Annotated in this window: 22 protein-coding genes and 2 pseudogenes; 6 read left to right on the top strand and 18 right to left on the bottom strand. The window is 40.5% G+C overall.

Going from position 1 to position 21,034, the window contains the following annotated elements; genetic code table 11:
* Nucleotides 1–3: 3 nt before the first annotated feature.
* From T356_RS0100125 to T356_RS0100095, 7 genes are all read right to left on the bottom strand, one after another.
* On the bottom strand, nt 4–1,599 hold the full coding sequence (locus T356_RS0100125) for a helix-turn-helix domain-containing protein (RefSeq protein WP_026512723.1): 1,596 nt from the start codon (nt 1,597–1,599) through the stop codon (nt 4–6).
* Between the two features lie 21 nt (nt 1,600–1,620).
* Nucleotides 1,621–3,102 carry a sensor histidine kinase gene (locus T356_RS0100120; RefSeq protein WP_026512722.1) on the bottom strand — a complete coding sequence of 494 codons (1,482 nt, stop codon included), beginning with the start codon at nt 3,100–3,102 and terminating at the stop codon, nt 1,621–1,623.
* Nucleotides 3,095–4,180, bottom strand: coding sequence for a substrate-binding domain-containing protein (locus tag T356_RS0100115; protein WP_197020858.1), 1,086 nt, complete (start codon nt 4,178–4,180; stop codon nt 3,095–3,097). The genes T356_RS0100120 and T356_RS0100115 overlap by 8 nt, the downstream gene beginning before the upstream one ends.
* Nucleotides 4,181–4,338: 158 nt before the next feature.
* Nucleotides 4,339–5,622, bottom strand: coding sequence for a hypothetical protein (locus tag T356_RS0100110; RefSeq protein WP_026512720.1), 1,284 nt, complete (start codon nt 5,620–5,622; stop codon nt 4,339–4,341).
* Nucleotides 5,623–5,842: 220 nt separating this feature from the next.
* On the bottom strand, nt 5,843–5,986 hold the full coding sequence (locus T356_RS21750) for a FeoB-associated Cys-rich membrane protein (RefSeq protein WP_081777694.1): 144 nt from the start codon (nt 5,984–5,986) through the stop codon (nt 5,843–5,845).
* 29 nt (nt 5,987–6,015) lie between these two features.
* Nucleotides 6,016–8,007: a ferrous iron transporter B gene (feoB, locus tag T356_RS0100100; protein WP_026512719.1), complete on the bottom strand. Its 1,992-nt coding sequence runs from the start codon at nt 8,005–8,007 to the stop codon at nt 6,016–6,018.
* 49 nt (nt 8,008–8,056) lie between these two features.
* On the bottom strand, nt 8,057–8,269 hold the full coding sequence (locus T356_RS0100095; RefSeq protein ID WP_026512718.1) for a FeoA family protein: 213 nt from the start codon (nt 8,267–8,269) through the stop codon (nt 8,057–8,059).
* A 387-nt stretch (nt 8,270–8,656) separates the two neighbouring features.
* Between T356_RS0100095 and T356_RS0100090 the strand changes: the two genes are divergently transcribed.
* Nucleotides 8,657–9,022 (top strand): metal-dependent transcriptional regulator, encoded by a 366-nt coding sequence (locus tag T356_RS0100090; protein WP_026512717.1) that lies wholly within the window; start codon nt 8,657–8,659, stop codon nt 9,020–9,022.
* Nucleotides 9,023–9,356: 334 nt separating this feature from the next.
* Here the strand turns inward: T356_RS0100090 and T356_RS0100085 are convergent, their stop codons facing one another.
* Nucleotides 9,357–10,235 carry an SPL family radical SAM protein gene (locus tag T356_RS0100085; RefSeq protein ID WP_026512716.1) on the bottom strand — a complete coding sequence of 293 codons (879 nt, stop codon included), beginning with the start codon at nt 10,233–10,235 and terminating at the stop codon, nt 9,357–9,359.
* Between the two features lie 92 nt (nt 10,236–10,327).
* Nucleotides 10,328–10,810, bottom strand: a complete 483-nt coding sequence (locus tag T356_RS0100080; RefSeq protein ID WP_026512715.1) for a hypothetical protein — start codon at nt 10,808–10,810, stop codon at nt 10,328–10,330.
* A gap of 275 nt (nt 10,811–11,085) precedes the next feature.
* Between T356_RS0100080 and T356_RS0100075 the strand changes: the two genes are divergently transcribed.
* The gene (locus T356_RS0100075) at nt 11,086–11,736 is read left to right on the top strand and encodes a hypothetical protein (protein ID WP_026512714.1); all 651 of its coding nucleotides are present in this window, start codon (nt 11,086–11,088) and stop codon (nt 11,734–11,736) included.
* 32 nt (nt 11,737–11,768) lie between these two features.
* Complete coding sequence (locus tag T356_RS0100070; RefSeq protein WP_026512713.1) at nt 11,769–12,413, top strand: prolipoprotein diacylglyceryl transferase family protein; 645 nt, start codon at nt 11,769–11,771, stop codon at nt 12,411–12,413.
* 12 nt (nt 12,414–12,425) lie between these two features.
* On the opposite strand, the gene T356_RS20000 is transcribed toward T356_RS0100070, so the two are convergent.
* The 8 genes and pseudogenes from T356_RS20000 to T356_RS17835 all read right to left on the bottom strand — a co-directional run bounded on the left by T356_RS20000 (nt 12,426) and on the right by T356_RS17835 (nt 17,360).
* On the bottom strand, nt 12,426–12,845 hold the full coding sequence (locus tag T356_RS20000) for a contact-dependent growth inhibition system immunity protein (RefSeq protein WP_155838928.1): 420 nt from the start codon (nt 12,843–12,845) through the stop codon (nt 12,426–12,428).
* 44 nt (nt 12,846–12,889) lie between these two features.
* A complete protein-coding gene (locus T356_RS0100060; protein WP_026512712.1) occupies nt 12,890–13,297 on the bottom strand; it encodes a hypothetical protein in 408 nt (135 codons plus the stop codon).
* 13 nt (nt 13,298–13,310) lie between these two features.
* The gene (locus T356_RS0100055) at nt 13,311–13,670 is read right to left on the bottom strand and encodes a hypothetical protein (RefSeq protein WP_026512711.1); all 360 of its coding nucleotides are present in this window, start codon (nt 13,668–13,670) and stop codon (nt 13,311–13,313) included.
* 197 nt (nt 13,671–13,867) lie between these two features.
* Nucleotides 13,868–15,373, bottom strand: coding sequence for a methyl-accepting chemotaxis protein (locus T356_RS21670; protein WP_051563040.1), 1,506 nt, complete (start codon nt 15,371–15,373; stop codon nt 13,868–13,870).
* Nucleotides 15,374–15,521: 148 nt separating this feature from the next.
* A pseudogene (locus T356_RS20690) lies at nt 15,522–15,686 on the bottom strand (recombinase family protein); the annotation flags it as partial.
* Between the two features lie 58 nt (nt 15,687–15,744).
* Entirely contained in the window at nt 15,745–16,311 is a 567-nt protein-coding gene (locus T356_RS17840) for a hypothetical protein (RefSeq protein ID WP_035780031.1), read from the bottom strand.
* 193 nt (nt 16,312–16,504) lie between these two features.
* Nucleotides 16,505–17,059, bottom strand: a complete 555-nt coding sequence (locus tag T356_RS0100030) for a hypothetical protein (RefSeq protein ID WP_242846528.1) — start codon at nt 17,057–17,059, stop codon at nt 16,505–16,507.
* Nucleotides 17,043–17,360: a helix-turn-helix domain-containing protein gene (locus T356_RS17835; RefSeq protein ID WP_035780029.1), complete on the bottom strand. Its 318-nt coding sequence runs from the start codon at nt 17,358–17,360 to the stop codon at nt 17,043–17,045. Before T356_RS17835 ends, T356_RS0100030 begins: the two co-directional genes overlap by 17 nt.
* Nucleotides 17,361–18,055: 695 nt before the next feature.
* Between T356_RS17835 and T356_RS21780 the strand changes: the two are divergent.
* Nucleotides 18,056–18,316 (top strand): annotated as a pseudogene (locus tag T356_RS21780) (hypothetical protein); the annotation flags it as partial.
* Nucleotides 18,317–18,367: 51 nt separating this feature from the next.
* Here the strand turns inward: T356_RS21780 and T356_RS0100015 are convergent.
* Nucleotides 18,368–18,580, bottom strand: a complete 213-nt coding sequence (locus T356_RS0100015; RefSeq protein ID WP_026512708.1) for a hypothetical protein — start codon at nt 18,578–18,580, stop codon at nt 18,368–18,370.
* 179 nt (nt 18,581–18,759) lie between these two features.
* On the opposite strand from T356_RS0100015, the gene T356_RS0100010 reads away from it, so the two are divergent.
* Both T356_RS0100010 and T356_RS0100005 read left to right on the top strand, forming a co-directional pair.
* Nucleotides 18,760–20,022 carry a DDE-type integrase/transposase/recombinase gene (locus tag T356_RS0100010; RefSeq protein ID WP_026512707.1) on the top strand — a complete coding sequence of 421 codons (1,263 nt, stop codon included), beginning with the start codon at nt 18,760–18,762 and terminating at the stop codon, nt 20,020–20,022.
* A complete protein-coding gene (locus tag T356_RS0100005; protein ID WP_026512706.1) occupies nt 20,022–20,828 on the top strand; it encodes an ExeA family protein in 807 nt (268 codons plus the stop codon). Before T356_RS0100010 ends, T356_RS0100005 begins: the two co-directional genes overlap by 1 nt.
* The last annotated feature ends 206 nt before the right edge of the window (nt 20,829–21,034 follow it).

The raw sequence follows: 21,034 nt of genomic DNA, 5'->3' as shown, positions 1-21,034 counted from the left end.
GCGTCACCTTCCTTCTTTATATTCGGTTGGCGTAACGCCTACATTCTTTTTGAAACTTCTGCTGAAATAATTCGGATCCGTATATCCGCACGCACCACATATTTCTTTCATGGACATATCCGATCCTGTGAGAAGTTCTTTGGCCTTTTCTATTCTGACGCTTGTAAGATATTCGATAAAGTTAAGCCCCAGCTCGTCCTTAAATATCTTACTGAAATAGTACGGCGAAATATTTACTCTTCTCGATACATCATCAAGAGATATGTCATTTGCAAAATTATCGTCAATATACTTCTTTGCAGTATTTATTACATCATTGGATTTCTCTTCCTTCTTTGATATAACATTTCTGCATGCGGAAGTGATCTTTTCCATAAACCACTCACGAAGTCCCTCGGCGGTGCCAAGCCCCATAAGTTCCGGCAGATAATCATCGCGTCCCGAGTAGATATATTTTTTGCCGCTACTGCTATAAGCAAGTCTTTCGGCGTACAGGATCATCTCAAGTACCTTTATTCTCATGGCCATCAGGTCACCGCTCTTTGATCTGTTATACATCCAGTCGGCGTATTTTCCTGCCGTGACCATGGTCGCATTAAGATCTCCGTTTGATACCGCATCAAACATGGGCTTTTCAAGTTCCACAGGATAATCTTCCTCATGGTCTTCCCCGAATGTAAGATCGTCAACATGTGCTACGGAGCCCGTCGTCGCTATAAGAGCATTGAGTGCCTCTCTGTACGATTCACCAAGTTCTCTGAGCGGCTTAACGCCTCCGATACCTATTCTGAAACTTATATCAGTCTTTTTCTTAAGCACTCTGGTAAGCTGTCTTGCCTTATCTATCAGCTCTGTTCTGTCGTTATACTCTATCTTGGGCGAATCAAGCGGTATGAGCACCGCGATCTTATTCGCCATCACATTACCGATCTTACAGTTAAAATAGTCTTTTACGCTTTCACGGATTTCCTGATAGCGGCCGGAAACCTTGACCGAACTTCCGATCGCATTCGTCATGTGGTTTCCTTCCTGTGAATCACCGCAAACTATAGCGAGCATATAACCGTAATTCTGCTCAATTCCAAGGATTGTCTTGTAGCTGTCTATATCTTCCTCAAAATGTTCCTGAAGAAGAATATCATATATAAGACCATTCTCGATGATAGGCTCGATTGTCTCTAGCTTTTCCTTTATCATCAGCTCATTGCTTCGTTTTTCCCTCTCTCCGTCAATGAGACCCATAGCCTTCTTGAGGACATCTATGACTTTGATCTTGTCCATGGGCTTGTTTATGTACTCAAGTACCCCAAGCTTTATCGCTTCCTTGGCATAGTCGAATTTGTCATATGCCGACATCACGATAAAAATTGTATTTGCCGAAAATTGTTTTATTTCTTTTATCGCTTCTATTCCGTTTATGCCCGGCATATGAATATCCATCACCGCGATATCCGGTCTGAAGCGCTCGGCGAGCTCAATTACACTCCTTCCTGTTTTGGCATACTGAACTTCGCAAGCACTGCCAAATTCTTTTTCAATTATAAATTTCATTGAATCGATGACTATGCCTTCATCATCTGCAATCATTATTCTGTACATATCATTACCCCGATAAAAAAACTACTCTTCCTTTTCATTCATAGGCAAACGTATTATTATCTCGCACCCCATGTTCTCGCCTTCGCTTTTTATATCAACAGCATCGTCTCTTTCTGTAAAGAGTCTAAGCCTCGAAATCACGTTATCCATTCCAATGCCGTTATTATCATATTGTTCCTGTTTTCTTTCCCAATTTCCGCTCAGTATCTTCTCAATATTCTCCTTGCTGATTCCCTTACCGTTATCTCCGATACTTATGCAGATATTATTGTCTTCTCTGTAAACTCTCAGGGTGATCTTGCCTTTATCGCCCATCTCCCTGATTCCGTGATTTACAGCATTTTCGACTATAGGCTGCAATACCATATTAGGCATTGACGCTTCAAGTAATCTTTCATCAACCTGTTTTTCATAGCCGATATCACCGGAAAATCTTACATTCAAAATTCTTATATAATTGTCCACCAGTGTAACTTCTTCTCTGATGGAAACTTCGGTTGTTTTCCCTTTTACATTATATCTGAAAAAATCAGCAACCGTCTGAACATACTCATAAGTTTTATCCGCGCCTTCCATCATTGCAAGCTGAGCACCCGCATTTAAAGTATTGAAAAGAAAGTGCGGATTAATCTGTGCCTGCAGATATTTAAGTCTCGCATCCTTAAGATGGGACTCCATCATAAGTTCTCTCTCCTGCATATGCCGTTCTTTTTCTATACTCATGCGAAGCCGCTCGATATACTGCTTAATGCTTATGACCATCTTGTTAAAAGCATTGCTCACTATTCCGATTTCATCATTATATGAAATATCCAGAAGTTCTGCGTCAAAATTACCGTCAGCAACTTCATTGGCAGAATCCGCAAGCTTTCTAAGCGGCTGGATTATCGTGCTGACAAGATTTGTTATTATGATGATATTTCCGCCCATAACGACGGTAATAACAATAAAACTTATAAATTCATATGTCCTGAAAAGCTCTGACAATTCCGAGTAATGTTCAGAATTGCTCACAAAAAGCTCCAGGTTAAGACTGGTTATATATTCACTTATATATTGGTATACTTCTGTTGCGTTTTCATAATATGTACGATATTTCTCGACATTTCTTCCACGCTTTGCTTCGATTGTAAGTTCAACTTCTTCCAGATAATTTTGTGACATATACTTGATATTTCTTTCCATTCGCCCGAATGAAAGATCTGTTACTCTGCCATCAAGTTCTTCCGTGAGAATCGAAAAATGCTGCGATGTCCGGTAATATGCTCTCAATGAATCCGAGGTCTTAGAACTAAGGTACTCCGTCATTGAATCCTGAACATCACTAAGTGCGTTTGTAAGTCGATTGAGGTATCTGTTATCCTGATATACCAGCTCCATCTCTTTTGACATGCTGTTGATACCAAGAAGCAGAAATATATTCACGACAAAAATGATCAGATTCGCAATTACACAAATACTTACAATTTTATATTGAAGGGGACGATCAAGAAATCTATTCATCTTGCTCTCCTTCCTTCTTAATATACTCCGCAACATTGTCTTTGTTTATAAGACTGATGTCGGCAGTATAATACTGGCTGGTATTGCCGTTCTCAAAATAATCCGAAAGAGCTGTTATGCAATATTCTCCGAGCTGATCGGCGTTAACGGATATTGTCGCATAAACAACACCTATGTCTATGGCATTTAATATCGGCTCCGAATCATAATAGCCAAGAATATTTACATCTCCTACTTTATTGTAATCTACGACTGCCTGAAGAGCACATATAGTATTAAGCTCATTTAGGCACACAATAACATCAGGTATATCTTCCGTATGGAAAATGTCCCTGATAGACTCTTCTGCCGAAAAAGGATTTCTGTTATCGACAGTCTTTATAGAAATAGAAAGTTTCGTACCTGTTATATCTTCCTGGGCTATACTGTCCTGTATAGCGGAAAAGATAATATTCTGCGTGCTCTGGCCCGAATCACGTTCATCCGAATCGGAATTAACAAGTACAGTTACCTGCATGGTATCTATACCTGCGGGTTCTTTGGCAGCAGCATCTTTATTCTCGGCATTTTCTGCCTCTTTTGCTGCTTCTTTTGCCGCCTGACGTTCTTGTATTATATTGATGATCTGCTTGGCATATTCTCGTCCGATATTGTAATTTCCAACACTGACATAACTGAGTCTGTCCGATTTTGTATTGTCTCCGCCCAAAGTCACCACAGGAATTCCGGCATTTACAGCCGCATTGATAAGTTTAGTCATCGTAACAGTTTCGTTGGCAGAAACAATTATCCCGTCAACCTTAGAGGCTGTCGCAATCTTTAAAAGCTCTTCCGTGGAATAATCAATCGAAAAGTTCTCGCCCAAAAGATCAACATATATATTTTTCTCAGAAGCTGTCGCAGCAGCTCCACGATAAACAGCTTTCCAGAAATCCGACTTGTAATTATCCGTTATCATAACAAAGTACTTGTCATACTCATGTGCCTCATCTTTTCTCTTAAATCCTTTAAGGCTGACACTGAAACTGACAGCAATAAGAATAAGAGTCACGATAACGAATAACACCGTTATTATCATAATAATGCTTTCTTTTTTATTAAGTTTGCGCTTATTAAAACGGGGAGTATTCACAGTATTCATCACTTAATGATTATACCGTTTACACTCCCCTTGTTTCAACACAATTTGTATTTCGATAATTTTGTTTTTAATTCAAGCAATCTTCATCCGTTACTTTACGCTCTTGTAAGTTCGAAGATATCCGTCTCCTCACCTGTATTTACATCTACAGAATATATCCTGACCTGTTTTCTCTTATAAAACTTGCGCCATCCGCTGTCCTCTTCTTTTGCTCTTTCCAGTATATTGCGTACTATGTAGATTTTCCCGTCGATATATTCCATTACTTCGGGATCTTCCTCAAGTTCTCCGGAAACATTTGTAACCTGACCATGGTCTGTCTTTGACTCCACGATATGCTTTTCGCAGTTCTCGTCATACCATATGATATGTCCCAATCTGTCATAAGTCACATAAAAAGGTCTTCCCTTTACATCAGAATTCATTTTGCCGTCGCTGCCAACAGAAAATGCTGTGGGATCTGTGCCGTTATGACTGTTAAGATTAAGCGTACGTGTCTTTTCACAGGTAAGAGACTCTTCTTCGCCCAATGCCGCAGAAATGAAGTATACCCCCGTAAGCTCATTGGTAGTTCCCATATAGTAATTAAGGGAAAAATATACTTTGTTTTGCTCCCTATCTACGGTAAACTGGTGAAATTCATAGTAATCTCCACCGTTCTCATCTTCCGGAAGATATCCAAGAAATGTGGTCTTATTCTCCGCTATATCAAATTCGCAAAATCTCTTTTCATCCTTTCCGATATAATCGGGATCTGTAATATAAAATACCTTGTCGCCATCACAGGCAACACACTCGGAAACATTCTCAACAGTACGCTGCTTACCGTTTGAATGGATTGAAAGATTGGTTCCTCCGTCACTGTAAACACTGGTAACAAGCGTCGTTCCCGTTTTATCTACAGCGCATATATTATCAGATCTGATAGAACCTTCTTCATAATCTTTTGAAAGATCAAAGCTGATTGCTTTTACCTTCATGTCTCCGTCAACCTTTTCAAAGCAGTTGGTATAGAGCTTGCCGTCCATTACAAAAACATTTCCAAACGTATCCTCTTCGCATATCTTTGACGCTTCTTTTTTTGATAGATCATAGGACATCAGCACATTGTTGCCGTAATCATTTTTGGCAAATAAGCCAAGCCATGATGCATTATCCAGATTTTCCTCAGATGGTACATGAAAATAAATCTTGTCATCCACTTTTACAAAAAAGTGTCCGTTGTTTTCGAGTCCTTCGTGACTCTCTTCATCCATACTTTCAATTGTAAGTTCTACATTCGCTTCTTCAACATCCGTGATATGAAATGGCGCAGCACAACTCATCAATATAATACTTACCCCCGTCATAAGTGCTGTAACAAAAAATCGTCCTTTCATTGTTATTAAATGCTCCTCATATTTAAAAGAATAGATAGTAAGCGCTTACATGAAAACGCTAAGAGACATTCTACTCATTTGAATAATCGGTTTCAATACAATGTTAAAAATGTCCTAACAAAACAAAAAACGTCCGCGTGAACGGACGTTTGCTAATTTTTTTAAATAATTCAATTTTTGAATGTATAAGCAGCTCGCAAAAAGTCCTAACTTCCTGCTTTCACTTGCATTTATGAGCCTTTTGGCAACTTCCTGCAGACGGACATCCTATACAATGGGTTCCCTTTTTCTTTTCCTTATAAATGTAACGTATTGCTAAACCAACGACTGATACTATTACTGCAAAAGCTATTATATTTACCATAATTATCTGTCTCCATATAAATATATTGCTCACCCGATTCTAAACTCGGTTGAAACCTCTTTATTGTTCTTCCTTATCAGGAAAGTTATTATTGCCGCAAATACCGCTAACGCAATAAGCCCGTAAACAAATCCGGCTCCGAATGCTCCGGTCGTAATAAGTGTTCCAACCTGATATACCATGAATCCAACAGTAAATCCCGTCGCAAGCTGAAGTGCTACCCCACCCCAGAACCACTTGGCCGATTTCATCTCAGAATTCATGGCGCCAAGAGCCGCAAAACACGGAGGCGTATACAGGTTAAACATAAGATATGCAAGAGCGGCAACTCTGGAAATTCCCATTACTGCCGCAACAGCATTGCCCTCTCCTATAAGTTCAAGCTCTTCCGTATCGATAAGATTCGATACCGCAAATACTGTAGCTATGGTTCCCACAACATTTTCTTTTGCAATAAAACCTGAAATGGATGCTGCCGCAAGTTGCCAGCTGACAACTCCGACTACCGGAACAAGAATGTACGAAAACGGTCCTGCCACTCCAGCAAGGATTGATGTATTCTCCATTCCCTCTTCTACAGGCTGCAATCTGAAATTAAAAGTCTGCATAATCTGAACAGCCGTATTGCACACGAGAATAACGGTTCCGGCTTTTATGATATATGATTTACCTCTCTCAAGCATAGATTTTACCGCAAATATAAGACTTGGGATCTTATACTCGGGGAGCTCTATTATGAAAAAGCTCTTTTTATGCTTGGAAGCTGTGATTGCTCTCACAAGAAGCGCTCCCAGCAGGATAAGAACAATACCGCCCATGTAGCAGATAAAGCTTACCCACTTTGACTCAGGGAAAAAAGCTCCAGCAAAAAGTGCAATGACAGGGAGCTTCGCGCCGCAAGGCATAAATGTTGCAAGCATTGCCGTCGCGCGTCTTTCTCTCTCATTCCTTATGGTACGGCAAGCCATAACAGCAGGAATGCCGCATCCGGTGCCGATTATCATAGGAATAACGGATTTCCCCGATAGACCGACCTTTTTAAAAATCGGATCAAGTACAACCGTCGCTCTCGACATATATCCGCAGTCTTCAAGAAGCGCGATAAGAAAGTACATTATCATAACAAGAGGAAGGAATCCAACCACTGCTCCTACACCGCCTATGATTCCGTCAACAAGAAGCGCATAAAGAAGCGGATTGGCATCTGTCATTGCTTCTCCGACCATCCCTTGGAAGCTTTCAATCCATCCCGCAAGTATATCGGCAAGCCATGTTCCGACTGTAGTCTGAGAAATATAGAAAACAAGCCACATGATAACGGCAAAAACAAAAATACCTATCACGGGATGTGTAATTATCTCATCAATTGAATCACTGATATTTTTGTCATTGGTATTAACTTTACGATTTTCAACTTCGTCTACGATCTTATTTACAAATTCAAAGCGCTTTCTGTCAGCTTCTTCAGCTGCTGCCTTACTGCTAAGATCAATATCTCCCTGGCTGTAAGGTGCCTTCTGAGCCTTACCTTCAAGCGACTTTGCAGTTTTGATAACGTCTTTGAGACCTGCCTCCGAAGTTGCTATAGTCTTTATTACGGGACAGCCAAGTTTCTCTGACAAAAGCTTTTCGTCTATTGCATTACCTTTTTTGTCATTTGCATCATTTTTATTAAGTGCGATCACAACAGGAATTCCCAATTCAAGGAGCTGTGTTGTAAAGAAAAGGCTTCTGCTCAGATTTGTAGAATCGACGATATTTATGATGACATCAGGATGCTCATTTTTTACATATGTACTTGTAACGCTCTCTTCAGAAGTAAACGGTGACATCGAATAAGCTCCGGGTAAATCTACCGCGATCAACTCTTCGTCACCGTCGTAATAGTTCTTTTTTATGGCACTTTCTTTTTTATCAACAGTAACCCCTGCCCAGTTGCCGATTTTCTCACTTCTTCCTGTCAAAGCGTTAAACATTGTTGTCTTACCGCTGTTGGGATTACCCGCCATAGCGATTCTCATTACTGTTCCTCCAAAACCAATAAATAGGTAATTCTTTTATAAAATAAGATCAGACACTGATAGCATCAGCTAACTCAGGATCGATATTGTATCTGGCATCCTTTATAGCGACAACAAGATTACGTTTCTTATTAACAACCGTAATCTTCTCTCCGCTGTAACAGCCAAGTGAGAACAAAAAGCTCTCCATCTCTTCATCTCCTTCTGTGTTAACAGCATCGATTCTATACTCTTTGCCAACTTCTGCATTATTAAGTGTCATAATTCCCTCCAAGGATCAGGTTAGTAATTGATAATAGCAATTAGTCATTGCTAACTTTCCAAACATAGAATATTCTTATTAAGAATTAATGTCAATAGCAATATTTATATTTTATGGTTTTTAATGCTTTTTTCATACGAATAAACAGTATTCAAAATGCACCTGAGCAAAGAAAAAAGCCGCATTGGCAAGATGCGGCTTTTCAGGTAGGAGATTTCTTATGACTATGTATGTCACGTGTTAGGTTATCTAACGATGTTTATGTTAGCACCTGCTAACATTTCTGTCAAGTCTATGATCCAAAAAAATTCTTTTTTTAGTTTATGTCAGTTGTGTTCGGTCCTTTCTTGTAGTATCCTTAAAAGCAGAGAAAGTAGGTGAAAAGCGATGGCGTTACAGGAATCAGGCGAGATGTATCTCGAAACAATTTATGTGCTTTCAAAGAGCCACACAAACGTTAGATCAGTCGATATAGGTGAGGAATTAGGCTATTCAAGACCGTCTGTCAGCCGTGCCATGCACCTGTTAAAAGACGAAGGACTTGTGAAGATTGACGAATATGGTTTTGTAAAACTAACAGAGGCCGGAACAATACTGGCAAAGCGCATCTACGAGAGGCACACAGTGCTTACAAAGCTTTTTGTCGATTTAGGCGTAGATGAGAAGATCGCTGCCGAAGATGCATGCCGCATCGAGCACTACATAAGTGACGAATCTTTTGAAGCAATAAAAACACATATGGCAAAACACTGAAAACGAGGCTGTCTCCTGTGAGGCAGCCTTTTGTTGCGCCCGGCCGCTACGGTGTGGTGCCTTTTGGTACGCCCGGCAGAGAAGGTGAATCGGTCAGATATGCGAGTGTACGTCTGCGGTGTGATTTTCAGAAGTTTATAAAAAAGCAAATGCCTCATTTCACGTTGTTCAGAACAATCGGCATTTGCTTTTTTATAAACTTCGAAAATCATCATCCTCGTCCGAATACTCGCATATCTGACCGATTCATCTTCTCTGCCGGGCTGGTTACAAAATGGCGTCAGACAGTAGTTTTTTGATAATAGTCACATCAGCCAATACTCACATACATATTTTACAGATCAAACAGGCTCATTTGGTGGTATTTGTCAGGGAGTTCATTCATATATTTGAAGCACTCTTCTGCTTTGGATATAATTCCTGCGGAGCGGCATGTGTTGTGTAGGATTGTGCGGAGTTCTTTGGCGTTGGGGCTGGGGAGTTCGTATGAATTTCCGTAGTGGGTTATGTATTTTTCTTTTAAACCGGGGAAATACTTGTCAAGTGCGGCGTAGTAGTATTCGCGGTCGCCTTCGCGGAGGGTTAGGCCCATGCCAAAGTCTATGATTCCTTTTACGCCTACTCTTACGCATTCGTTTAGGATTGAAGTTATATTTTCAGCGGTATCATTGATGAAAGGTAAGATCGGAGTTATCCAAACTACTGTGGGGATTCCTCTTTTTTGCATTTCTTCGAGAACTTCTATTCTGCGCTTTGTGTTGCAGACATTTGGTTCGATTATTTTGCAGAGTGCATCATCGTAGGTTGTGAGTGTCATCTGCACTACGCACTTGGCTTTTTGGTTGATTTCATCCAGGAGGTCAATGTCACGCATTATTCTGTCCGACTTTGTCTGGATGGCTAAGCCGAATTCGTATCTTGATATTATCTCAAGGCATTTTCTCGTAAGCTCAAGTTTTTCTTCGCAGTGCATGTACGGATCTGACATGGCTCCTGTGCCTATCATACACTTTTTTCGCTTGGACTTAAGTGCCATCTCAAGAAGCCCAGGTGCATTCTGTTTTACTTCGATATCTTCAAAGTCATGCGTAAACTGGTAACACTTGCTTCTGCTGTCACAATAAATACATCCATGCGTGCAACCGCGATAGATGTTCATTCCGTGTATTCCGCTATTTGAAGTTAATATGCCTTTTGCATCAACATAATGCATGTATTGCTCCTTTTTCCTTTGATATGATTATCCTATCAGAGAAAAAAATAATCTGCACAAAAACTTATGTGATCGTGCAGATTATTTCTAATTTAATTATATTTCGAATCAAGTTCCCTGTATGCTTTTTCGATATCCTGGGTACAATGTGTGAAGATCATCGCTCCGCCAAGATCAAGTGTAACCAGCGCCTCATATCTGTTGACGCGAACAGGATGGCCGTCAATTATTTCTACATCCGTTTCTCCATTCATCGGAAAAATGTCTTCTTTTTTGTTCTTCTTATAATTTTCGAGGACTTGTTCCATTGACTTGTGCTCACCATTATATGTTATATAAGCCAGCTCTTCCATGTTGTATTTGTAAACATCGCATCCGTCAATCTCTCCCAGCAACGTCAGCCCGGATTCATCAAGAGTCCCGCAATACGGGCGATCATATTCTGCGCCTCCAAGCAGCATCTCGGTCCAGTAATCTCTTAAGAAAACAGAAAAAAACAAATAGCCTATTGCCATCATAAAGATCAAAATAAACATTAGTATCTTTTTACTTGTAGTCTCATTTTGTTCTAACATTTAAGCCTCCCCACAAACCGAAATGTATAAACGGTATATTTATTTCAATATATTCAACATTTAGTACAAGAAACATTTTACACAAAAAAATCCCATAGTTAACAACGACTGTGTAAACTACAGGATTCTTGAGCAAACTGCAAAAAGCCTTAACATACTGTAATAAATTCCCGCCTTCTCTACGCCTTTTCTACCGCTTCCGTCAATAATCATTTGAAAGTATTGTATATATACAATAAAATAAAGACATATTAACGTAAGGAGACAGAACCTTTATGGACACTAATGTAATTCGCATCACAAATGAAAATGATTCGTTGATTCTTAAAGATAACGAAATTCATGCATTTGCAGATAATAACGAGCATGTCTACAATTTGTCCACTCTAAGCAGATTAGAAATCATTTCATCAAGTTCGAAGCTAGACATTATAGAAAAGTATCTGGTCCTTTATATTGGCGATGACACTGCGATATTTATAAATTCCGGTCATAAATGCTTTCAGCCTTTTTTATTCAAACAGCTTAATTCAAATTTATCATTGAATCACAAAAGAATAATTGATGCTATGGGATGTACGGAGGACGCTACTTTTGAGATATACTCTTGTACACAAAACGTCTACTGTATAGCAGCTCTTTCGCTTTTTATAGTTTCAATTGCTATTATCTTTTTCAATATTTTTAATTTGGGATTTGACTTCACTGTTCTTTTTGTGGCATGCGGAGTAAATATCGCAGGATTTGCGTTCAATATTATAGCACTTATTAAAAACCCAAACAGCAAGTTCGCTTCTATTATGCTGGGAATATATATTATGAATTATATATACCTTTCCTTGATAGTATGGCTTGAAATCGCATGTATGGAATGTTCATCAGAGCTCGACTCATTTTGTACCAATGGCTGTGATCGGTTCTATTGAATGCCCTAATATTATTACAAAAAGGATGTGTAATGCCTATGTACAGAGTAATGATAGCCTCCGGATTATTTTTCGGCCTGCTAGTCATAGCATATTTGCAAAAAAGAAAAAAAGTTCCCGGGAAAATTATCCTTTTGTTCGTTGTCTTGGAACTGGTGATGTGTTTATACATTTCACTATTAACGAATTATGTACTTACATTGGGAAAATATATCAGACTCAACAGTAGCGGAGCCGCTCTGGGGATGCTTTTGGGAGCATTTATATTTACTAAGATAACTCCTCAATACAAAAAAACATTCATCGAATCCTTTGTGATAGCTCTGCCACTGATGTACGGACTTGGAAAAATCGGATGTGCTTTCGCAGGATGCTGTGCCGGACTTCCGTATAACGGCTTTATGTGTGTACATACCAATAACGGTAACCTCTTCCCGATTCAGAAGTTAGAGGCTTTAGTTTTTCTGCTTCTTTTTGCAGGTTCTCTTATTTTTTATTTCAAAGATCGCTTTAATCCGCTTATCGGCTCGATCATATATTGCATAGCTAAGATTGCATTGGATTTTCTCAGACAAGCTCATCTTTACCATGTCATAACGGCTACTCAGGTAATGTGCGTAGTCATTATAGTTATTTTTATGCTTTTAAACAGACAGCAACTTAGAATAAAAAAATAGCTCTCCGTTAAGTCACACAACCAATCTTTTAAAAGTATCAAGCAGTTCATCATATTCTGCCTTCCATTCCGCAAATTCCCAGTCATATGTTTCCTTTCGGGCATTTGCAATTTTGATGAACTCCTCTGCCGTTTGCTTATCAACTGATGCACCATGCCTTTTTATGGCGTCTACTACTTGATAAAGAAGATTCCCATCATACATTTCTCCATCCAGCGGATTCTTTATCAAGCGTTCCATTGCTTTTGATACTGCAAGCGGCATCAGTTCATTTTGCCTGAGCATGCGGGAAATATCCAGAATTGAAAGCTCATCAATTCTTTTATTTATCATCTCGTTATACCACAATTCGAGTGGTGCCAAAACCTCACCCTGTATTTCATTTACATCATCATATAGTTCTTTTATTAGCATAATCTTACTTTCACTCAAAATCTATTTCTGTATAGTTTCAGTCCATAGAGTTCTGAATCCAATCAGCATCTATAAACAAAGATCCATTCTATCGGAGTCTCCAATTCATCCCAATCATCACGATCATCCATATCTCCAAGTTCAAAACAAAGCCCCTTCAATCCGGATATTTCATATACATCATGATCATTTTCATAATTGCCAAATACAGCCTTTATCTCCTTCATCGTTGTACCAATACGAACAGACTTGTAGCTCCCCTTAAATCCATCTGTAACACCGATCTGCTGTAATTTACCATCTGCCTCAAACCAGAGCATATAATTATCAAAGGTATATATAGAAAAGCCATCTTCTCTTTCCCATACCGTATATCTGTCATCAATTTCCGAAAGAATGTCTTCCTTTTTTGCTCCGATCCGAAATTTCCCAATTCGTATTCCCGGTTCAATCTCGCCAGTAATCAGCATTATCTTTGTCCCTTCATACTATATAATCCACATTCTTCGCTATTATATACATTTCACCTTCTATATCCGTGTTTAATATCTGAAATATCTTCATTCCTTGCAAAATAGAATAATTCAGATTAATAGCGCAGGCCTTTTCACCGTCTAATTCCTTCAAAAATTCTTTTTCACCTTCGAAAGTAAAACTTGTCTTGCACAAAATCGCGTCAACATCCGAAAAAACAATTTGAATCTTATCCTCCCCGGATTCATCCAGAAAGCCGTGAAGTACAACTTTACCGGTGCTTGCGCTTGTTAATTCAAAATCCATCCACAGATACCTGCTCATTATTTCATTTATCTTTTTAATCATCTCATTTTCTTCGTATTCCATATATCCCCGTGCATCACAAGGAGCGTGATTAATTCCATACCGCCTAAATCATCAACTATAATAGTTCATTAAACATTATCTACAACCATATTTATCATAACACAGACTCAGTTTTTTCTACCCAAAACAAAAACCTCTATCCCAGACCATAAATCATGGAATAGAGGTTAAAAAATCCTATGAATTTTTTCGCCAAATTATTCGATCAGTCCCTTGGAGATACGATTGATTGTTTCCGCCATAGCGCTCAGTTCTTCTATATTTGCATTGATTTCTTCCATCGCTGCGCCCTGAGAAGAAATGTTTTCATTTATACCAACCGTCTTGTCTACCATGCTCTTGATGGTTTCCGACATATGATTAAGTGTCTGAGCGATTTCCTCACTCGTATTTGTTGATGTAACAGCAAGTCTTCCGACTTCTTCAGCTACAACAGCAAATCCCCTGCCGGCTTCACCAGCTCTGGCAGCCTCAATTGAAGCGTTCAGTGAAAGAAGATTCGTCTCGGAAGCAATGTCCTGAATAATATCAATTATTCTAAGAGAAGCCTCAACCGACTCGTTTATCACATCTGTTGACTTTACAATCTCAGCCTGCTTATCGGCAACGCCGGTCATATCTTTTGTAGCCTGATCTACAGTTTTGGTCATCTCTGCAAGAGCGGTTGTGAGATTATTTACACTGGTCCTCATCTCGCTCTCAATCTCTTTATTCTTCTTGGAATCCGTAATATCCAGTATCGATCCTGCAACAACTATCGGAGTGCCATCGCTCTCTCTTACGGTCGTACCTACAGCTTTAAACCATCTATATGTGCCGTCTTTGCACTTCAGTCTGTATTCAATGTCAAAAGGCGTACGGCCTGAATAGTCGCTGACATGCTTATTAAATGCATCCAATGCCGCCTCTTTATCTTCCGGATGAAGACTGTCACTCCAGGAATTAAGGACATTCGGAAAATCTCTTTCATCCTGATATCCAAGAAGATGCCTGAATTGCTGGCTCCACCAGAAAGGATTATCGGGATTTGACGGATTTTTGCCGATAACATTCATGCTCCAGCTACCCTCAGACAGCGTACTGTCTATGGCCTCATGGCGCTGGGTTTCAATTTCAAGCTGATTCTTCTGTTCAATCTGCTCAGTTATATCAATAAAGATTCCAATGAATATCTCAGGTACACCGCTTCGATCCCTTGAAAGATTTCCGGCTGCACGAAACCATCTATACTCTCCTGACTTTGTCTTTAAACGGTAATTGACATCATACTTCTTTCTATTAGTCTTATCCGCCAAAGTTGCATTGAACTCCGACAAAACCATATCCTTATCCTCGGGATGCAGTTTGCCGGTCCATGCCTCCAATGTATTCGGAAAATCCGACTTATCTCTAAAGCCTATCATCCTGCGGAATTCATCACTCCAAACGACATCGTTGATTTCACCGCTGGAAGGATCAAAATACATCTCCCACATTCCTGAGCGGATTATTTCATTGACCATATTGAGCTTTGCGGTCTCTCCGTTGGCATATTCCATAATTTGAGAAACATCATCATTTATCCGCTGTATTACCTCTTTTTCACCATCAGATACGTTTCCGGGATTGCTTATCAGTTTCCCGCCATTAATAACATTATCTATACTGCCGCCTTGTATAGCCTCAATCAGGGCATCATTGTTTTTTACCTTATTAAAGAACATAGCCAGCCTCCTCCGTGTGGTTTCACGCGTGTTTTTTATCACAAAACAATGTTATATGTTAATCTTACTATACCAATGCATAATTAATCAATTTGAATTTATGGCTTATAATGCGCTGAAATGCTGACTTTTGATCAATTCAATTACGTTTACCAGAATGACCTTCATCAGAATACTCGCCTACTATTTTCATTTCTTCATAGTCTGCATAACGCTTAAGTTTTTCCTTTTGAGCACCCAGACTATAGCCATCAACCTGCATAGCGGTGGAAACTCTGGTATCGATGTAGCATTTAGTCTTCTTTGTCTTCATAAAAAGTGGCCCTCCAAATTTCTGTTGACATTTATTCCAAACCTCTTTAAGATAAGAATCAAGAAATGGGTTTATCACCGGGTAGGGCATCAGCCTGACAGGACTTGCTCGTTTCTTTTTTTATTTCCATAACATCATATAAATATTTCTTTCCGCTTCCCGCATGCCTGATTAAGAGTCTTGCGTGGAATATGTTGTATCCACTGATTTCCCCATCATCACCGTAAACAGGCAGCCCGAATCTTGTATCATATCTGTACCATCCGTTTTTTGCATCACGTCCATGTTTTTTCTTCCTATTTTCCTCAAACACCCCATTTGTTGCTATTTCTATCATTTCCGGAATACCCTGAGCAGCATTTGCTTTAGCTTTGGCGGCAGCTCCTTTAAGTTTTTTTGTATAAATTGAACCTGAATATTCACCTGGGAGATTTGTTCCTATGAAAACAATCTCTCCATCTTCAGCTATTGAATAAAAATCTCCAACATAATCTTTGAGATATTGCTCCACATCTTCCCAATTAAGGCTTCTCTTCCCTTTAAAAATAATGTCATTTATCATCACAATGCTATTTCCGTCTGCATCCTTTATCACAGACACATTTCTTGTTTTATTCTTTTCCATTATCTTCTTTCCTTCCTAAAATATTGCTGCTTTTTATCTTGAAAGATATCAAAACTCTGTAAAAAATATACAGTCCCCAAAATCTCGTGAATGGCTTGACGAATTACATATCGCATGTATCCTTTCGAAATCATAAATTGCTCTTGACAATCCCCAGTTATCCCATTAACATATGAATCAAGAAATGGGTTTTTTACTGAGTAAGGTCTTCGGACTGGAAAAGGTCACTCGTTTCTTTTTTTATGTTCATTATGTCGTATAAGTATTTCTTACCATCCTTATCATGTCTTAAAATCATTGCCACATGAAAAACATTGTATCTTTCAACTTCCCCATCACCTGCAAATACCGGTAATGCAAATCGCGATTCATATTTATACCAGCCGTACTTTGCATCCTTTTTATGCTTTGCCTTTGAATTATCTGTATGTTCCATGTTAGTAGCAGTGATTATAAGCTCAGGTAAACCTTGAGCTGCATTGGCTTTTGCTTTTTCATTAGCGCCTTTTAGAATATGTGTATATTCCGAATGAGCATACTCATCAGGTAAATCTGTACCGATATACACTACCTCATTTGTCTCTGCAATCGTGTAGAACTCGCCCACATACTGTCTGAGGTATTCTTCAACATCAATCCATTTTATTCCACGTTTTCCACGAAAAATGATGTCATTGATCATTACAACATTATGCCCTAGTGCATCCTTTATTACTGAAACCTTTCTTGAATTACTTTCTTTTTCCAACTTTAACATTACTCTCTTTCTTTTCTTCTTTACCGATACCATTCATTTGCTTAAGCCCATCATAATAAGCCTTATATCTGTATGCTGTACGACGGCTGATTGCTCCCTGATTTACAATCTCCATAATAGTAAGGCCGTTCTCATATAGCGCCACAAAGTCGTTATATGACTTCATCCAATGCTCGTCATGCTTCTGTCTGCCGGCAAACTTTTTCCCCTTATAGAATGCAAGTTCTTCCCTAAGTTTTTCGTTCTCTTTCTCAAGTTCCGATATTCTTTTCAAAGCATCTTCAAGTGTCATAGCAATAACATCCTCCTTTGTGCCAATATTCTTATGGCACAATTATAGTATTGCGTGATTTTAGTGTCAATTTACACTTGGCACCTATGCGGCACTCTTTTTATTTAACAGCCTTGAGCCATGGAATATTCCTGACTTTTTGGAATATAACTCCATCAATTTTCCAAACTTATCACAGAGGATGCATCATATGTTTCATTGCAGGATGAAAACTACTATGATGATTTTTCTGACGATGAATACGTTAACGAAAGCCAGCCCGTCCTATGGAGGAATCCGTTGATTATATCTGCAAGCAAATGGCAATTCCTCCTTCATGGGCAAACGGCCTACTCCTTATAGTGTAATGCGTCGAATTAATCCTCTCACCTACCGAAGGTTTACTGCGGATTAATTTCTCGTTCTCCTATATATTGTCTATCTGAACGTGCTGTTTTTTACCGCACGTTTTTTTCGTGTCTATATTGACTGACTATCCCCTTCGGATCTATATTCATACAGTTGCATAAAAAATGAGGAAAGACAGCCCCTACCACAGTTCGTCCTTCCTCATTCACACCCTTAAGAGCTGCACACAGGTCCTGCGCAGGGTCAATGCCCTAATTATGGTTGCCTGTTCATAAGCAGTCATCTTAAGTCCCCTTTCATACCTGTCCAGAACGAATCCGGGGAATAATGAAAGGAGATACGTCTGTATGATACGGAAAAACTTACTGTTTATCAAGATGCTAAATATTAAAACTTCATCAAAAATCCTCTTTGACCGATTTATGACCCGCTTTGTTCCATCGAAGGAGACCTGTCCTGTCTGCGGATCCAGAGGCGAATGTCATGTCCACGCTTACTATGGTCGTACTATCACTGACTTTGTTAATGGTCGGAGACACAAATGCTCCATCAGTGTAATGAGGGTTATCTGTGACAGCTGTCATCACACTCATGCCATACTTCCTGACCACATCATCCCTTATGGGACATATGGGCTGTTCTTTGTGCTCAGGGTTCTGTCAGAGCACATCTTCCAATTCCGGTCCATTGAAAGCATCTGCGAAAGATATGAAATATCCATCAGTCAGTTCCGTAAGTGGAAGTGCCTGTTCAGGCAGCATAAGAAACTCTGGCTCGGTGAACTTGAAAATCTTAAAACAGATACCCGTGATTTTATGAAAACTCTGGTCAGTAATCCTTACAATGGATTCTCTTCGGAATTCATCAGCCATTTCGCATTCTCATTCCTTCAGTCGCATAAAAATCCATCTGTATGCTGTAGCGAATCCGCAGGGTACTGCCAGAAGATATTTCTTCCGGATTACAGAATCACCTGACCACACAACCGGTGGCTGTTTATGCCCATATCTTCGCTTTATGCTTTAGAAAACATAAAGGAGGATCATAATACATGAATAATAACCCTGAAATCACAAAGCAGGATGCCGACATGGCCCAGTTCCGCTTTGCACTCATAGCTCCTGTAGTCCAGGGGCTTTTTCCTGATGCATCAGCTACAGCTTATTACAAGAGAGTGACCGAAAACCCGCTCACACTTCCTGACGGAACCGTTGTAAAGTACAGCTACAAAACACTGGAGAAGTGGAAATCAGAGTACACTAACGGCGGCCTTGATGCGCTTCTTCCCGGAAGGCGCTCCGATATGGGCGTTTCCCGTGTTCTGAACGACGAAGCAATCTGTGAGATCTACCGCATGAAGCAGGAGCATCCCCGCATGAATGCCACCCAGATATACCACCACCTGGTAGCTGAATCATTCATCCCTGCCTGTGTAAGCGTCGACTCAGTACAGAGGTTCATCAAAAACAATGACCTCAAGTCCGCACGAAATCCCAATCTAAAGGACCGTAAGGCATTTGAGGAGGACGGCTTCGGAAAATGCTGGCAGGCGGACACCTGTTATCTCCCATATATCACTGAGAACGGTAAATCCAAGCGCGTCTACTGCATAATGATAATCGACGACCATTCAAGGCTCCTTGTCGGAGGCGGTCTGTTCTACAGCGACAACGCTTTCAACTTCCAGAAAGTCCTTAAACAGGCTGTTGCTACCTACGGCATTCCTGACAAGCTCTATGTCGATAACGGCTGCAGCTACTCCAACGAGCAGCTCTCCATGATCTGTGTGTCGCTTGGCATAGTGCTCCTGCATACAAAAGTACGCGACGGTGCCAGCAAAGGCAAGGTGGAACGCCATTTCAGGACACTCAAGGAAAGATGGCTGTACACACTGGATATCGGATCCATCACATCGCTCTCCCAGTTTGACAGCATGCTCAAGGACTATATGCGCACCTACAACACCACTTTCCATCGCGGCATCGATTCTACTCCAATGGACAGGTACTTAAATTCAGAATACAAACCCAAGCCGCCTCAGTCCGAAGAGTGGCTTGATGAGTGCTTCCTCAACCGCATAACCCGCAAGGTAAGGAAAGACTCCACCATCTCAATCGACAAGGTCAGCTTTGATGTCCCCATGCAGTTCATATCTGCAAAGGTTGATATCCGCTTTCTTCCGGATGACATGGATTCTGCCTACATTCTTTTTGATGGAAAACACTATCCCCTCCGCAGGACCAACCGCAATGAGAACTGCCATGTAAAACGCCAGAACCCTATCGACTACTCAAGGATTGGAGGTGTAGGCTGATGTACAATAGCTTCTATGGTCTGTCATACAATCCCTTTGACAAGCAGCAGCTCAAGGAAAAGGACTGCTTTATCTCAAAAGATTTCAACGAAATGACAAACCGTCTCAATTACCTCAAGGACATCAGGGGCATAGGAGTATTCACCGCAAGACCGGGCATGGGTAAATCCTATGCCCTCCGGTGTTTTGCAAACAGCCTCAACCCCAGCCTTTACCACATGGAGTACATGTGCCTGTCAACTATCAGTGTCGCCGACTTCTATAAACAGTTCTGCAGTATCCTGGGTGTGACAGAAAAAGGCGGTAAGCCTGCGATGTTCCAGGCAATCCGCGAGCAGATATCGTACCTTTTCAAGGAAAAGCGGCAACCTCTGCTCCTTGCAATTGATGAGGCGCAGTACCTGAACACCGGAATCCTTAATGACATCAAGATGCTGATGAATTATGGCTACGATTCCGTCAACTACTTTACGCTCATCCTTTGCGGTGAATCACACCTGAATGACACCCTTAGAAAGCCCGTTCATGAAGCCCTCCGCCAAAGGATCACCGTCCACTACAACTACAGCGGACTGGATGACGGTGAGGTTGCAGAGTATATACTTCACAAGATAAAGCTTGCCGGTGCATCCGAAAAGATCATTGATACCGCTGCACTGTCTGCAGCCCACAGCTATACCCAGGGCAACCCCAGACTCATCGACAACCTGATGACCGATGCCTTTGCCATCGGCTCACAGCGTAAATGCAAGGTCATCGATGCCGATATCATCCGTGATGCCGTTGAGAACCAGACTCTGGATTGATGAAATTTTCAATGTACAAGGCTGTGACTGTTTAGTCATGGCCTTATTTCAAAAAGCATTCCGAATGCTCTCTGGAATAAAGCTATGACAGTGTGCGGTGTTCCCGCCAATATCCTGCGGTCAGGAATTATACCGCACGGTCAGGGAGTGGAAACTGCCGAAAACAATCAGCCGTTGCCGCCTCCCACAATGTGCCGCCGGACACT

It is taken from the genome of Butyrivibrio sp. LB2008 (genome assembly GCF_000621565.1).
Taxonomy (GTDB): Bacteria; Bacillota; Clostridia; order Lachnospirales; family Lachnospiraceae; genus Butyrivibrio.
Note: the sequence above shows the minus strand (reverse complement) of the source record. Positions and strands in the feature narration are given on the sequence as shown.